Annotated in this window: 2 protein-coding genes; both read right to left on the bottom strand. The window is 67.3% G+C overall.

Annotated features, from left to right (window positions below; all coding sequences use genetic code 11):
* Nucleotides 1-3: 3 nt before the first annotated feature.
* The gene (locus BLW48_RS18950; protein WP_093176909.1) at nucleotides 4-8,979 is read right to left on the bottom strand and encodes a non-ribosomal peptide synthetase; all 8,976 of its coding nucleotides are present in this window, start codon (nucleotides 8,977-8,979) and stop codon (nucleotides 4-6) included.
* Nucleotides 8,979-15,461, bottom strand: coding sequence for a non-ribosomal peptide synthetase (locus BLW48_RS18945; protein WP_093176907.1), 6,483 nt, complete (start codon nucleotides 15,459-15,461; stop codon nucleotides 8,979-8,981). Before BLW48_RS18945 ends, BLW48_RS18950 begins: the two co-directional genes overlap by 1 nt.
* Nucleotides 15,462-15,466 lie beyond the last annotated feature (5 nt).

The following is a 15,466-nucleotide window of genomic DNA, read 5'->3' as shown; positions in this document are numbered from 1 at the left end:
GCTTCAACCCTCGGACACAACGGGTTGCTGGGCAGCGCGGTCGAACATCGCGCCCATGGCGACCACGATCTTGCGCGGCCCCTCGTACGGGTCCCGCGCGTGTGCCGCGAGCATGTTGTCGAGCATCACCACATCGCCCTGGCGCCAGTCGAAGCGCACGGCGCAGGCCTCGTAGGCACGGCCGACGATCGCCATGGTCTCATCATCGATCGGCGTACCGTCGCCATAGGTCACGTGCCGCGGCAGGCGATCCAGGCCTCCGGCCATGACCAGCAAGTCTTCGCGCACGTCCGCCTCCAGGCAACTCACATGGTGCAGCTGGATCTGGTTGAAGAAAACGCGCTCGCCCGTGACGGGGTGCGTGATCACCGCCGGGCAACGGGTGCGGGTCTGCAGCGTTTCCTCGTCCAGCCAGCGCCAATCGGTGCCCGCCAGTGCGAGACGCGCCTCGACCTCCGCCTTGCTGTCGGTCTTGAAGAAGTCCTGCCAGCTCACGTCGAACCGGGGCACGAAGGTGCGCACGTACAACAGCTCCTTGCGCTCGAACTCCGCCACCATGTCGGCCGGCAGATGGCGCAGCATCTCGCGGCAATCGACGATGGGCGTGGCGCCGCCCACGGGCGAAGGCAGCTCGCAGAAGAACCACTGCTTGCGCGGCCAGCGGTCGAGGTGCGAACTCTCGTTGTGATACAGGATCATCTGGCGCTCGGGATATGGCGTCGAGCGATAGGTGTTGCGCCCGCCCTCCTTCTTCGGCAGGTCGCCGTAGCCGCCGTAGAGCTCGGGCTCGATCACTTCTGCAAAAGCCTCGAACTCCTGCGGCGTGCGCAGGCCGAAATTGCGCAGCAGGATGCCGCCGTGCTTGCGCAGGCTGGCCTCGATGTAGTCACGCTGCTCCCGGGCCCATGCCACCGCGTCGATGTCGCTGCTCGTGGCCTCGATGACCAACGGGAAAGTCCGTTGGTCCGACAGGAAGGACGTGCGCACGGGCGAGCGCGGTGCCGACTGGACGTCGCGGTCCTTGTCCGCGAATTTCTTGAGCTTCTGCAGTTTGCCCAGCGCAGGCGAAGTAGATGACATGGTTTTTCTTTCCGGGTTGGATTGAATGACGAAACTCTCCAGCACGTCGTTGGGTGCCGCGACAACCTGTTGCAGGAGATCGCGCCACGCGGCGGATGCGCGTTCGATGGTTTCGCGCAAATACAGGCTGGAGGCAAAGGTCCACTCGGCCCGCAGGCCGCTTTCGTTCTCGCTCACGAAGACCGCGAGGTCGAACTTCGATGTCGTTCCGGGTTTCGCGATCGGCTCGATGACGACACCCGGGATCTCGAAGCGTTCTTCGGGCATGTTCTGCATGACGAACAGCACCTGCACCAGCGGGTTGTGCTGGCGGCTGCGGGGCGCGCCGACCAGCTCGACGATCTGGTCGAAAGGCACGTCCTGGTGCTCGAAGGCCGACAGCGTGCTCTCCTTGACCGTCGAGAGCCACTGCGCGAATGGCAGCGCTGGCAAGAGCCGGGAACGCAACGGCACGACGCTGACAAAGAAGCCGATCAGGTCTTCGAGCGCTGGATGGTCGCGCCCTGCAACGTCGGTGCCGACCACCAGGTCGTCCGACGCGGCCTGCCGGTGCAGCACGAGCAGGAAGGCCGAGAGCAGCAGCACGTAGAGCGAGGTCTTCTGCTCCCGCGCCAGGCCCTGCAGCGCCTGCGCGAGTTCGCGTCCGATGTCGATGCCGACCGTGTCGCCCGCCACCGAAGCCACAGGGGGACGGGTGCGATCGGGTTTGAGCGTGGAAACGGCGGGAGCGGCATCGAGGTAGTCGCGCCAGAACGCGGTGTCTTGCGCAAGGTTCTGCGCGAGCTTGCGGTGGTGCCAGTCGGCGTAGTCCGCGTACTGGATCGCGAGCGGTGCAAGGGGTGAGCCACGCCCTTCCCGCAGCGCCGCATACAGGGCCATGAAGTCCTGGATGAAGACGGCTTCCGACCAACCGTCGAACACGATGTGATGCACGCACAGAAGCAGCACGTGCTCCTCGGGCTGCAAGCGCAGCACGGCCGCCGCAAAGGCCGGGCGAGTGGTCAGGTCGAACGCGGTACCCGCATGCACGGCGAGCGCGTCGTTCATCGCTGTCGCCCGGAACTCGCCCGACAGGTGCGAAATATCCGTCAACGGAACGACGAGCTCGCTCTCTGGCGCGATGCGCGCCACGGGGTCGCCGTCGTCGTTCTCGGGGAAGCAGGTCCGCAGCACTTCGTGCCGCTGCACGATGGCATCGAGCGTGGCCCGCACCAGATCGACATCGAGTGCTCCCGACAACCGCAGCGCCGCCGAGATGTTGTAGGCCGAGTGCTTGCCGGTCGAACCGTCCGACAGCCGGTTCACCAGCCACAAGCGCTGTTGCGCGGGCGAGAGCTTCATGTCGGCCATGCGCTCGACCGGTTGCAGCACCGGTGCCTGGCTGGACAACGGGGTGCCATGCCTCGCCTGCCGGGCGACATTCGCAAGGTCTCGAAGCACCGGGTGCTCGAATATCTTGCGCAGCGGCAACTCGAAGCCGCCGTCGACGCGTGCCCTCGACGCGAGTTGTGCGGCCAGCAGGGAGTGCCCGCCGAGCTCGAAGAAGCTGTCATGCCGCCCCACGCGTGCAACGCCCAGCACCTCGGCCCAGATCGCAGCCAGCTTTTGTTCCACCTCGCCTTCGGGCGCCTCGTATGCACGGTCGCTCGTGAACTCCGCCTCCGGCAGCGCCTTGCGATCGACCTTGCCGTTTCCGTTCAAAGGCAGGCGGTCGAGCACGACGATGGCGGCCGGCACCATGTAGTCGGGCAGCACCACCGCGAGCCGGTCGCGCAGCATCGCCACCTCCATCGCCTGCCCCACCTGCAATGCGATGTAGGCGACCAGCGATGCGCCACTCGCGCCTTCGCGCGCCACCACCACGGCCTCGCGCACTTCGGACTGCGCCAGCAGCTGCGCCTCGATCTCCCCCAGTTCGATGCGGAAGCCCCGCACCTTCACCTGGTGGTCGATGCGGCCCAGATACTCCAGCTGCCCTTCAGTGTTCCATCGCACCAGGTCGCCCGTGCGGTACAAGCGCTGACCGTCTTTCGCCGCAATGAAGCGCTCGGACGTCAGGCCCGCGCGCTGGAAGTAGCCGCGCGCCAGGCCGATGCCGCCCAGGAACAGTTCGCCCGGCACACCTACCGGCGCCGGGTTCAGGAATCCGTCCAGCACGTGGAGCGTTGTGGCCGCAATCGGTCCGCCGATGCGAGGCCTGCTGCGAACCTCGGCTGCCGTCGACCAGATGGTCGTTTCGGTGGGGCCGTACATGTTCCAGAGCTCGACACCGATCGCCCGCAGGTCTTCCGCAAGGTCTTCCTGCAGCGCTTCTCCACCGCACAGGCCCTTGAAGTTCGCAAGCTGGCCACCATTCCATCCGGTAGCCCGCAGAAGCCGCCAGCCCGCGGGCGTGGACTGAAGCACCGTGGCGCCGCAGTCATCCATCAGCTTCCCAAGTGCACTGCCGCTTCGCACCACATCCCTCGATGCCAGCACGAGGCGCGCACCGCTGAGCAGCGGCAGATACAGCTCCAGGGCGGCGATGTCGAACGACAGGGAAGTGACCGCGACCAGCACGTCGTCCTGCGTCATGCCCGGTGCGTCCTTCATGCTCAGCATGAAGTGGCAGAGCGACAGGTGCCGCACCATCACGCCCTTCGGTTTTCCCGTGGAGCCGGAGGTGTAGATGACGTAGGCCAGGTTCTCGCCGCCCAGCGCGATCTGCGGGTCCGCATCGGAGCAGCCGCCGGTGTCCAGCGTGTCCAGTGCCAGTACCTGCAGCGCCTCGGCGCCCGGCACCAGGGCTCTCAGGTGACTCTGCGTGAGCAGCAGCGCGATGCCGCTGTCAGCCACCATGTAGGCCAGCCGGTCCACCGGGTACTCCGGGTCCAGCGGCACATACGCACCGCCGGCCTTCAGGATCGCGAGCACGCCAACCACCATGTCGATGGAGCGCTCCACTGCAATCCCCACCTTCGTCTCCGGCTTCACGCCCAGGGCGATCAGATGGTGCGCGAGGCGGTTGGCTCGCGCATTGAGTTCGCCGTAGCTCAGCACCTCGTCGCCGAAGACCAGCGCCACCGCGTCGCGATGTGCCGCGACCTGACGCTCGATCAGCCGGTGCACCGGCACATCCTCGGTGTACCGCACAGCGTTTTCACCCCATGCGGCAAGCTGGCGCTGCTCGCCATCGGACATCACCCCGAGTTCGCAGACCGGCCAGTCGGGCTGCAGCGACAGGCCCTGCACGACGGCCTCGACAGCTGCAACCATCAGGTCGCACACGCGCCCGGCATCCACTGCCTCGTGAATCTGCGCGACCAGACCGAAGCCCTCGCCCAGGTCGTCCACCGACATCTCGATCGGGTAGTTGGTGCGCTCCCTGCTGCCGAGGATCTCCATGCCCTCCCAGAGCGGGCCCTTCTGCGCCGCCTTGCCCTGCTGCGCGCCGTAGCGGTAGTTCAGCAGCGCCGTGAACAGCGGCATCCGCTCCGGCAGTCCGCTGCAGCGCTGGGCCAGCGAGAGGCTGGCGTATTCGTGATGCATCAGCTCGATCAGTGCCGCATGCGTCTGGCGCACGCATGCCTGCACGCCTTGCGTTCCCAGCCGCACGCGCACGGGCAGCGTGTTGATGAACATGCCCAGCGCCCGGTCGGCATTCGCGCCACCCTGCATGCGGCCGAACAGCACGGTGCCGAACACCACGTCGTCCCTGCCCGTGGTCTTGCTCACCACCAGCGCCCAGGCCAGGTGGAACAGCGCCGCGGCGCTCACGCCATGTCTCTGTGCCTGCCGCCTGACCTGCAACGCGAGTCGGGCGTCCAGCGCGAGCGAGGTTTCGCGCACGCGGGTGCCGTCGCCCTGCACGTCGAGCAGGCCGAAGGGCGCCGTCGGCTCCTCCACATCGGCGAGCATCCGGCTGAAGAAGGCCTTGTGCTCGGCCTGGCTCACGTCCAGCCTGGCCTGCCCGACGAAGCGCCGGAACGGCACAGGCGTCGACAGCTCGGCCTTTCGCCCTTGCTGGATCAGCGCGATTTCCTCGACGACCAGCTCCAGCGTGGTGTGGTCCACCACCAGGTGATGGTTCGCCAGTTGAAGGAGCCAGCGGCCGTTGTCCGTGTCGTGAGCGGCGATGGCCCTGAGCATCGGTGCCTTGCGCACGTCGATGCGGTAGCGGGCCGGGTCGACGTGTGCATCGAGCCGCGCGGCCGCGCTCGCACCGCTCGGCTCGGCATCTGCCAGCCACTGGAGCTCGAGCAACGCCTTGCGATGCACCACCTGCACCGGTTCGGGCAGGTCTTCCCACATCACAGCCGTTCGCAGGATGTCATGGCGCGCAATCACTTCGTTGAAGCTGGCGACGAAGTGCTCGAGCCTTTCGCGGCTCTCGAAACTCAGGCGGTTCAGCGTGATGTACGCGTCGCCCTCCGTCTGCAGCATGTGGTGGAAGAGCATCCCCTCCTGCATCGGCACCAGCGGGTAGATGTCTTGCACGTTGGCCGCCCCGCCCGGCACCGCCGCCTCGATGCGCGCAATCTGCCGCGCATCCAGCGCCACAAGCGTCAGCATCTCCGGCTGGATCGCCCTGCAATCCGCCGGAATGCCGTTGGGCGGAACAATCACTTCCCGCCGCACCGGCTCCTGCGCCAGCGCCTGCGCGAAGGCGCCGAGCCGGGGCTGCTGGAACAGCGTGCGCACTTGCGCCGCCCAGCCCTGGGCGCGCATGCGCTCCAAAAGTCGCAGCGCCAGCAGCGAATGGCCGCCGAGTTCGAAGAAGCTGTCCTGCCGCCCCACGCGCGCCACGCCCAGCACCTCGGCCCAGATCGCCGCGAGCTTCTCTTCCACCTCGCTCTCGGGCGCTTCGTACGCCTGTTCGCTCGTGAATTCCGCGGCCGGCAGCGCCTTGCGATCTACCTTGCCGTTCGTGTTGAGCGGCAATCCCTGCAGCACGACGATTGCCGCGGGAACCATGTAGTCGGGCAGCGCCTGGCCCAGTTGCTCCTTCAGCTGCGCAACGTCGATCGCCTGGCCGGCATGCGGCGATACGTAGCCCACCAGCCTCGTGCCGGCGGGGCCTTCGTCGGCCACCACAACCGCCTCGCGCACTTCGGACAGCGCCAGCAACTGCGCCTCGATCTCTCCCAGCTCGATGCGGAAGCCCCGCACCTTCACCTGGTGGTCGATGCGGCCCAGGTACTCCAGCTGACCCTCGTTGTTCCAGCGCACAAGGTCGCCCGTGCGGTACAGCCGCTCTCCGTCCGCTCCCGCGACGAAGCGTTCCGACGTCAGGCCGGCCCTGTGCAGGTAGCCGCGCGCGAGGCCGGCGCCGAAGACATGCAACTCGCCGGCCACGCCGACCGGCACCGGGTTCAGATGCGCATCGAGCACCCGCAGCCCGAGGTCCGGAATGGCAAGGCCGACCGGACTGCGCTGCCGGCCCAGGTCTGCCGCCGTGATCCGCCGGTAGGTCACATGCACCGTCGTCTCGGTGATCCCGTACATGTTGACCAGCTGCGGGCTTTCGTCTCCATGGTGGTCGATCCACTGGCGCAGCCGCTGCGGGTCCAGGGCCTCACCGCCGAAGATCACCGCGCGCAGCGCCAGGCGCTCCTGGCCAGCCTCGTAGGCCTGCGGCAGGCTGATCAACTGGCCGAACGCCGAAGGCGTCTGGTTGAGCACCGTCACCTTCTGCGTCCGCAGCAGTTGCAGGAAGTCTTCGGGCGATCGGCTGACCCAGAACGGCACGATGACCAGCTTGCCGCCGGTGCACAGCGCGCCGAAGATTTCCCACACCGAGAAATCGAAGGCATAGGAATGGAAAAGGGTCCAGGTGTCTTGCCGGCCGAACCGGAACCAGGCATCGGTGGCGCCGAGCAGCCGCGTCACGTTGCGATGGCTCATCTGCGCGCCCTTGGGCCTGCCGGTGGAGCCCGAGGTGTAGATCACGTAGGCGAGGTTCTCGCCGTGCAGCGCGACCTGCGGGTCGCTTGCGGGCTGTGCGTCCAGGTCCAGCGTGTCGAGCGCCAGCACGCGCAATCCCTCGGCGCCCGGCACCTGCGACTGCAGATGGCTTTGCGTCAGCAGCAGCGCAACGCCGCTGTCCTGCGCCATGTAGGCCAGCCGCTCCGCGGGGTACTCCGGGTCCATCGGAACATAAGCGCCGCCGGCCTTGAGGATGCCCAGCAGGCCCACCACCATTTCCATGGAGCGCTCCACCGCGATCCCCACCTTCGTTTCCGCCTTGACGCCCAGCGCGATCAGGTGGTGCGCTAGGCGGTTGGCCCTGGCGTTGAGTTCGCCGTAGCTCAGCATCTCGTCGCCGAACACCAGCGCTGCCGCTTCGGGCTGCTGCGCAGCCTGCCTTTCGATCAGCCGGTGCACCGGCGTCGCATCCGGAAAGCTTTGCGAATTGGCACCCCAGGCCGCGAGCTGCGCCCGTTCGGCTTCGCTCAACAACGTCACCTCGCCCGCGGCCTGTTCGGGGTGGTCCGCCAGTGCCTGCAGCACCGCCAGGTAGTGGCCGGCCATGCGTTCGATGGTCGAGGCATCGAACAGCTCCGCCGCATAGCTGAACTTCGCATGCAGCCGGCCGTCGGGGCTCTCGTCGGTGACCAGCATCAGCTCGAACTGCGCGGCCTGGGCACCCAGGTCGTAGGGCTCCAGCGCAAGCCCCGTCAGCCCCTCCAGTCCCGAGAAATCCGCGCGCTGATGATTGAACAGCACCTGGAACAGCGGCTGGATTCCCGGAATGCGCTCGGGCTGCAGTGCCTCGACCAATTGCTCGAACGGCAGGTCCTGGTGCATCTGCGCGCCCAATGCCGCCTCGTGCGTCTGCGCCAGCACCTGCAACAGGCTGGTGCGGTTGTCGACCACGGCGCGCAGCACCTGCGTGTTGACGAAAAAGCCGACGACGCCTTCAGTCTCCACACGGTGGCGGTTCGCAATCGGCACGCCCACGCGAATGTCTTGCTGGCCGCTGTAGCGACCGAGCAGCACCTGGAAGCCGGCCAGCAGCACCATGAACACCGTGCCCCCCTGGCTCCGGGCCCGCTTCTGCAGGCCCTGAACCAGCGACACGGGCAACTCGACCCGATGGGCGGCCGCGCCATACCGGGCATCGGGCCTTCGGGCGCGGTCGAGCGGCAGTTGCAGCACCGGCTGCGTCGCGCCGAGTTGCGCCTTCCAGTAGGCGAGCTGGCGCTCCTGCTCGCCGGCCTCCAGCCAGTGGCGCTGCCACACGGCGTAGTCGGCGTACTGGATCGGCATTGCCTGCAGCGCCACCGCTTCGTGCTGCACGCAGGCGCGGTACTGAGCCACAAACTCGTCCACGATGATCTGCAGCGACCCGCCGTCCGAGACGATGTGGTGCATCACCAGCACCAGCACGTGCGCCTCGGGCGCCAGGCGGATCAGCGCCACCCTCAGCAGCGGTCCTTGCGTCAGGTCGAAGGGCGTGTTGCCGATGCGGTGCGCCGCTTCGCGGGCCATCGCTTCGCGGGCATCGGGGTCTACCTTGCTCAGGTCCAGCAGCGAGAAGTCGAGTTCGCCGTCTTCGCGAATCACCTGCTCGGCGAGCCCGTCGGCATCGGCGCGAAATACCGTGCGCAACGATTCGTGGCGCGCCACCAATGCCTTGAAGCTCGTGCGTACCGCGTCCACATCCAGTGCGCCCGTGAGCTTGAGCGCGTCGCTGATGTGATAGGCCGTACTCTGCGGATCGAGCTGCCACAGGAACCACTGGCGCTGCTGCGCGTAGGAGACATGGCAGAGGTCCTGCGCCGCGTCTTCGCGCGGGAGGATGGGAAACTGGTCGAGCGTCAGACCCTTGGAACGGATCCCCTCGTACACCACGCGGCGCTGCTCGGTCGACAACCGGGAGAAGCGCTCGGCGATGCGACGGGTTGCTGTGGTTTCCATCAAACGGTCTCCATGCTGTCGATCAGCGAATCGATTTCTGAAAGGGCCTGGACCACGGGGCTGTCCCGAAGGGCCTCGGCGATCCGGGCGGCCATGGCGGCCAGGGTCGGGTACTGGAAGACGTCGCGGATCGTGAGTTCGCTTTGCATGGCGGCATGCAGGCGCGCCACCAGCCGCGCGGAAAGCAGCGAGTGCCCGCCAAGCTCGAAGAAGTTGTCGTTGCGCCCCACGCGCTCGACACCCAGCACCTCCGCCCAGATGGCGGCGAGCTTCTCCTCGGTCTCGTCCCGTGGCGCCTCGTACGCGCTGCACGCAGTGAACTCCGGCGCCGGCAGCGCCTTGCGGTCCACCTTGCCGTTCGCGTTCAGCGGCAGTGCGTCGAGCACCACCAGCACCGCGGGCACCATGTAGTCGGGCAGCGCCTCGCCGAGACGCTCGCGCAGCACGGCGGTGTCGATGTCTTGCCCCGACACATAGCCCACCAGTCGGGTTCCCGCAGGGCCGTCGTTCGCAACGACCACGGCTTCGCGCACCTCAGGCTGCGCCAGCAACCCTGCCTCGATCTCGCCCAGCTCAATGCGAAAGCCCCGCACCTTCACCTGGTGGTCGATGCGGCCCAGGTACTCCAGCTGACCCTCGTTGTTCCACCGCACCAGGTCGCCCGTGCGGTACAGCCGCTCTCCGTCTTCTGCTGCGATAAATCTTTCTGCCGTCAGGCCCTCGCGGTTCAGGTAACCGCGCGCCAGCCCGGCACCCGAGACGTACAGCTCGCCCGCCACGCCCAGCGGCACCGGGTTGAGCTGCCCGTCGAGCACCCGAAGCCCCAGGTCCGGGATCGCGATGCCCACCGGACTGCGCGCCTCGCCGACGTCCGCAGCGGTGATGCGCCGCCAGGTCACGTGCACCGTGGTCTCGGTGATGCCGTACATGTTGATCAGCTGCGGGCTGGCGTCGCCGTGGTGCTCTATCCACCCGCGCAGGCGTTGCGGGTCCAGCGCTTCGCCGCCGAAGATCACTGTGCGAAGCGCCAGGCTGCCTTCATGGGCCTGGGGCAGGCCGGCCAGCTGGCCGAAGGCCGAGGGCGTCTGGTTGAGCACCGTGACGCGCTCCTTGCGCAGCAGCTGCAGAAAGTCTTCAGGCGAGCGGCTCACCCAGAACGGCACGACCACCAGCTTGCCGCCGGTGCACAGGGCGCCAAAGATCTCCCACACGGAGAAGTCGAAGGCGTAGGAATGGAACATCGTCCAGACGTCGTCAGCGCCGAAGCCGAACCACGCATCTGTGGCGCTCAACAGGCGGCTCACGTTGCGATGGCACAGCTGCGCACCCTTGGGCCGGCCCGTGGAGCCCGACGTGTAGATGACGTAGGCGAGGTTCTCGCCGTGCAGTTCGACCTGCGGATCGTGCGACGGCTCCTCGGCCAGGCCGAGCGTGTCCAGCGCCAGCACCTGCAGCGCTTCGGTGCCTGGCACCTGCAGATGGCTCTGCGTGAGCAGCAGCCTGATGCCACTGTCGCCGACCATGTAGGCCAGCCGGTCGGCCGGATATTCCGGATCCAGCGGCACGTAGGCACCGCCGGCCTTCAGGATCGCCAGGATGCCCACCACCATCTCGATGGAGCGATCCACTGCAATGCCCACCTTGGTCTCGGGCCGCACGCCCAAGGCGATCAGCCGGTGTGCGAGGCGGTTGGCCTGTGCATTGAGCTCGGCGTAGCTGAGCGTCTGCTCGCCGAAGGACAGCGCAGGCGCTTCAGGATGCGCACGAACCTGCTTCTCGATCAGCCGATGAATCGGCTCACTCGTTTCAGCCGCCCGCTTGCGCGCGCCCCGTGCCGCCAGTTGCGCATGCTCGGCTTCGCCCAGCAACGCCACGTCGCCCACCGGCCGTTCGGGGTGATCGGCCAGGGCGGACAGCACCGCGAGGTAGTGTCCCGCCATGCGCTCGATGCTCCGCGGCTCGAACAGTTCCGCGGCGTACCGCAGGCTCGCTCGCACACTGCCATCGGCGCTTTCAGTGGTTTCCAGCGTCAGTTCGAACTGCGCGGCCTGCGCGCCCAGGTCGCACTCGGTCAGCGTGAGGCCGGGCAGGTTCTGCAGCGCCTTCAGGTCGCCGCGCTGGTGATTGAACATGACCTGGAACAGCGGACTGGTGCTCAGGCTGCGCTCGGGCTGCAGCGCCTCCACCAACTGCTCGAACGGCAGGTCCTGATGGGCCTGTGCGCCGAGCGCGGCTTCCCTGGCGCGCATCAGCACCTGCGTCAGGCTCTCGCGGCCGTCCAGCATGTTGCGCAGCACCTGCGTGTTGACGAAGAAGCCGATCACGCTTTCGGTTTCGGCGCGGTGGCGGTTGGCAACCGGCACGCCCACGCGAATGTCGGGCTCGCCGGTGTAGCGGCTGAGCAGTACCTGGAAGCCCGCAAGCAAGCCCATGAACAGCGTCGCGCCCTGGCCCTGCAGGCGCCGGTGCAGCCGCTGCACGAGATCGCCCGGCAGTTCGAATCCATGCCGCACGGCGCTGTATCGGCCATCGGCCTTTCTTGCGTGGTCGGTGGGCAGTTGCAGCACGGGCTGCTCGGTGCCGATGTGCTGCGTCCAGTACGCCAGCTGGCGGTCGCGCTCGCCGGCTTCCAGCCAGTCGCGCTGCCATGCGGCGTAGTCGGCGTACTGGATCGGCAATGGAGGCAACTCTGCAACCGAGCCTTGCACGCGTGCGCTGTACTGCGCCACGAATTCGTCGACGATGACCTGCATCGACCAGCCGTCGGACACGATGTGATGCATCACCACGACGAGCATGTGCTCCTCGGGCGCCAGGCGGATCAGGCCTACGCGCAGCAGCGGGCCTTCGCCCAGGTCGAAGGGCGTGTGGCTCAGGCGCAGGGCTTCTTCCCTGCTGCGCGCTTCGCGTTCCTGCCCGGTATGCAGCGCCGCGAGATCGACCATGGCGATGTCCAGCGCTCCGGCTTCTCGGATGAGTTGCCGGGCCAGGCCTTGCGCGTCGGCGCGGAACACTGTGCGCAGGGACTCGTGGCGCTGCACCAGCGCGTTGAAACTCGCGCGCACGGCCTCTACATCGAGCTTGCCTTCCAGCTTCAGTGCGCCGCTGATGTGATACGCGGTGCTTGCGGGGTCGAGCTGCCACAGGAACCACTGGCGCATCTGCGCGTGAGACAGCGCGAGGGTGCCGGCGCGCTGCGTTGTCGTCAGTACGGGAATTGCCGGTGACTGTGAAGCGTGATCGATCCTGATGGCATGGGCGATGCGCGACAGGCTCTGGTGTTCGAAAACCTGTCGGGGATTCAGTTGCACGCCGGCCCTGGCGGCGCGCGCCGCTACCTTGAGGCTGAGGATGGAGTCGCCGCCAAGTTCGAAGAAGTTGTCGTTGCGGCCCACGCGGGCGACGCCGAGCACTTCGGTCCAGATCGTTGCGAGCGCCTGCTCGACCTCGTCCTGGGGCGCCTCGTACGCCCTGTCGCTCGTGAACTCCGGTGCTGGCAGCGCCTTGCGGTCTACCTTGCCGTTGGCGTTCAGCGGCAGGGCATCGAGCACGACGATGACGCTTGGGACCATGTAGTCGGGCAGTGCTTCTGCAAGGCGCTCTCGCAGCGTGGCTGTGTCTATGCCTTGCCCCGAGACGTAGCCCACGAGCCGCGCTCCTGCGGGGCCTTCGTTCGCAACGACCACCGCCTCCCTGACTTCCGGCTGCGCCTGCAACTGCGCCTCGATCTCCCCCAGCTCGATGCGGAAGCCCCGCACCTTCACCTGATGGTCAATGCGCCCCAGGTACTCCAGCTGCCCCTCGTTGTTCCAGCGCACCAGGTCGCCCGTGCGGTACAGCCGGCTTCCGTTGTCTGTCGCGATGAACCGTTCTGCCGTCAGTGCTGGCCGCTTCAGGTAGCCCCGTGCGAGGTTGATGCCCCCCAGGTACAGCTCACCGGCCACGCCCACGGGCACCTCGTTCAGGCTGGCGTCCAGCACATACGCCTGCGTCTCGCTGATCGGCCGGCCAATCGGCACTTGCGTGCTGCCGTCGTCCCGGCACGTCCACTGCGTCACGTGGATCGTCGTCTCCGTCGGGCCGTACAGGTTCTGCAGCGTGGCGCCGCTCAGGCGTTGAAGTGCTTCTCTTTGCGTGGCTGCGGGCATGGCCTCGCCGCCGCAGATGATGTGCTTGAGCTTCGTCGTTGCTTCGATGCCCTCGTAGGCCAGGAAGGCCTGCAGCATCGAGGGCACGAAATTCAGCGTCGTGATCTGGTGCTTCTGGATGAGTTCGACCAGGCGCACCGGATCGCGGTGGTCGCCTGGGTTGGCAATGACCAGTCTTGCCCCTGATGTCAGCGGCCAGAACATCTCCCAGACCGACACGTCGAAGCCGAAGGGGGCCTTGTGCAGGACCGTGTCAGCGCCTGCGAGGGTGTAGAACTCCTGCATCCAGGCCATGCAGCTGTACAGGGCTTGATGGCGGATGGCTGCACCCTTGGGGCGGCCTGTGGAGCCGGAGGTGTAGATGACGTAGGCCAGGTGTTCGCCGTGCAGGCTGACTTGCGGGTCGGCCTCGGACTCGGACGCTGTATCGAGGGTGTCGAGTTTCAGCACCTGCAATGCGTCGACACCGGGGATGAGATCTCGCAGGTGGCTCTGGGTCAGCAGCAATGCGATGCCGCTGTCTTCGACCATGTAGGAAAGGCGGTCTGCGGGGTACTCGGGGTCAAGGGGCACGTAGGCGCCGCCTGCCTTGAGCACTGCAAGGATGCCCACCATCATCTCGGTGGAGCGCTCCACGCAGATGCCCACCAGTGCATCAGGGCCTACGCCCATGCCGATCAGGCGGTGCGCCAGCCGGTTCGCTCGGGCATTGAGTTCCGAGTAGCTCAGGGCTTCGTCGCCGAACACCAACGCGGGCGCATCCGGGCGGTGCTTCGCATGCGCCTCGATCTGGCGATGCACGGGCTGTGCGCCCTCGTGGCGGCGCGGGTTCTCGCTCCACGCCACAAGCTGCGCGCGCTCCGCAGCACCCACCAGCGCCACATCGCCCACTGCCAGCTCAGGCTGGGCAGTCAACGCCTCCAGCACCGCCAAATAGTGCCCCGCCATCCGCTCGACCGTCTCCCGATCGAACAGCTCCGCCGCGTAGAGAAAGGTCGCATCGACCCGACCGTCTTCGAGCTCCAGCGTCTGCAGCGTCAGCTCGAACTGCGCATCCTCTTCCTCGAAATCCAGCCGCTGAACCGACACGCCCGGCCATTCGGCCAGCGAGCGATGGTCGCGCCGCACGTGGTTGAACATCACCTGGAACAGCGGGTTCGCGCTCAGGCTGCGTTCAGGCCGCAGCGCACCAACCAACTGCTCGAACGGCAGGTCCTGATGGGTCTGCGCGCCGATGGCGGTGTCACGCGTCTGCACCAGCAACTCGGCCAGCGTCGTGCGCGCGCCGATTTGCGAGCGCAGCACCTGCGTGTTGACGAAGAAGCCGACGACGCCCGCCGTCTCCGCGCGGTTGCGGTTGGCAATGGGCACGCCGACGCGCGCATCGGTCTGCCCCGTGTGCCTGAACAGCAGCGCATTGAAGCCTGCGAGCAGCGCCATGAACAGCGTCGCGCCCTGACCCTGCGCCTGCTGGCGCAGCCGCGCGACGGTGTCGGCCGGCAGCGCGACGGTGACGCGTGCCGAGCCGTAGCGGCCATCGGCGTTGCGCGGGCGATCGGTGTGCAGCGAGATCACCGGCTGCTCGGTGCCCAGGTGATCGCGCCACCATGCGAGCTGGCGCTCGCCCTCGCCGCCGTCGAGCCACTGGTTCTGCCAGACGGCGTAGTCGGCGTACTGCACCGTCAGTGCGGGCTGCGCTGCTGGCTGCCCCTGCACGCGCGCGGCGTACTGCGCGGCCAGCTCGTCCAGCGTGAGCTGCACGGACCAGCCGTCCGACACGATGTGATGCATCACGACCAGCAGCCGATGCGTTTGCGCGCCGGTCTTCAGCAGCACGGTGCGCATCAGCGGGCCGCGCGTGAGGTCGAAGGGCTCGGTGCGAATGCTGCGCACCTCGTGCTGGATGGCAGCCTCGCGTGCCTCGGCGTCGAGCGTGCTCAGGTCGATGCACGGCAGTTCAACCGTCAAGGCCTCAAGAATGACCTGCTCCGCCTCGCCGTCGCCTTCCTCGCGGAACACGGTGCGCAGCGACTCGTGGCGGTCGACCAGCGCCTGCATGCTCGCGTGCAGGGCCTCTGTGTCCAGCTGCCCCGTGAGCACCAGGCCGCCGCTCAGGTGATAGGCGGTGCGGGCTGGGTCCAGCTTCCACAGGAACCACTGCCGGCGCTGGGCAAAAGACAGCGGCGCCCGGTCCTTCTGCGGGCGCGGGGGAATGGCGCTCCCGGCCTCGCGCGTGCCGGCCACGCTCGCACCGCGCAGTCTTTCCTTCAGCCTGGCGCGTTGTTCTGCGCTCAGGCTGGCGCGGCGTGCGGAGATATCCTGGATTTCGGGCATGACAG

The sequence above is a fragment of the Variovorax sp. YR266 genome, assembly GCF_900107295.1.
Lineage (GTDB): Bacteria > Pseudomonadota > Gammaproteobacteria > Burkholderiales > Burkholderiaceae_C > Variovorax.
Note: the sequence above shows the minus strand (reverse complement) of the source record. Positions and strands in the feature narration are given on the sequence as shown.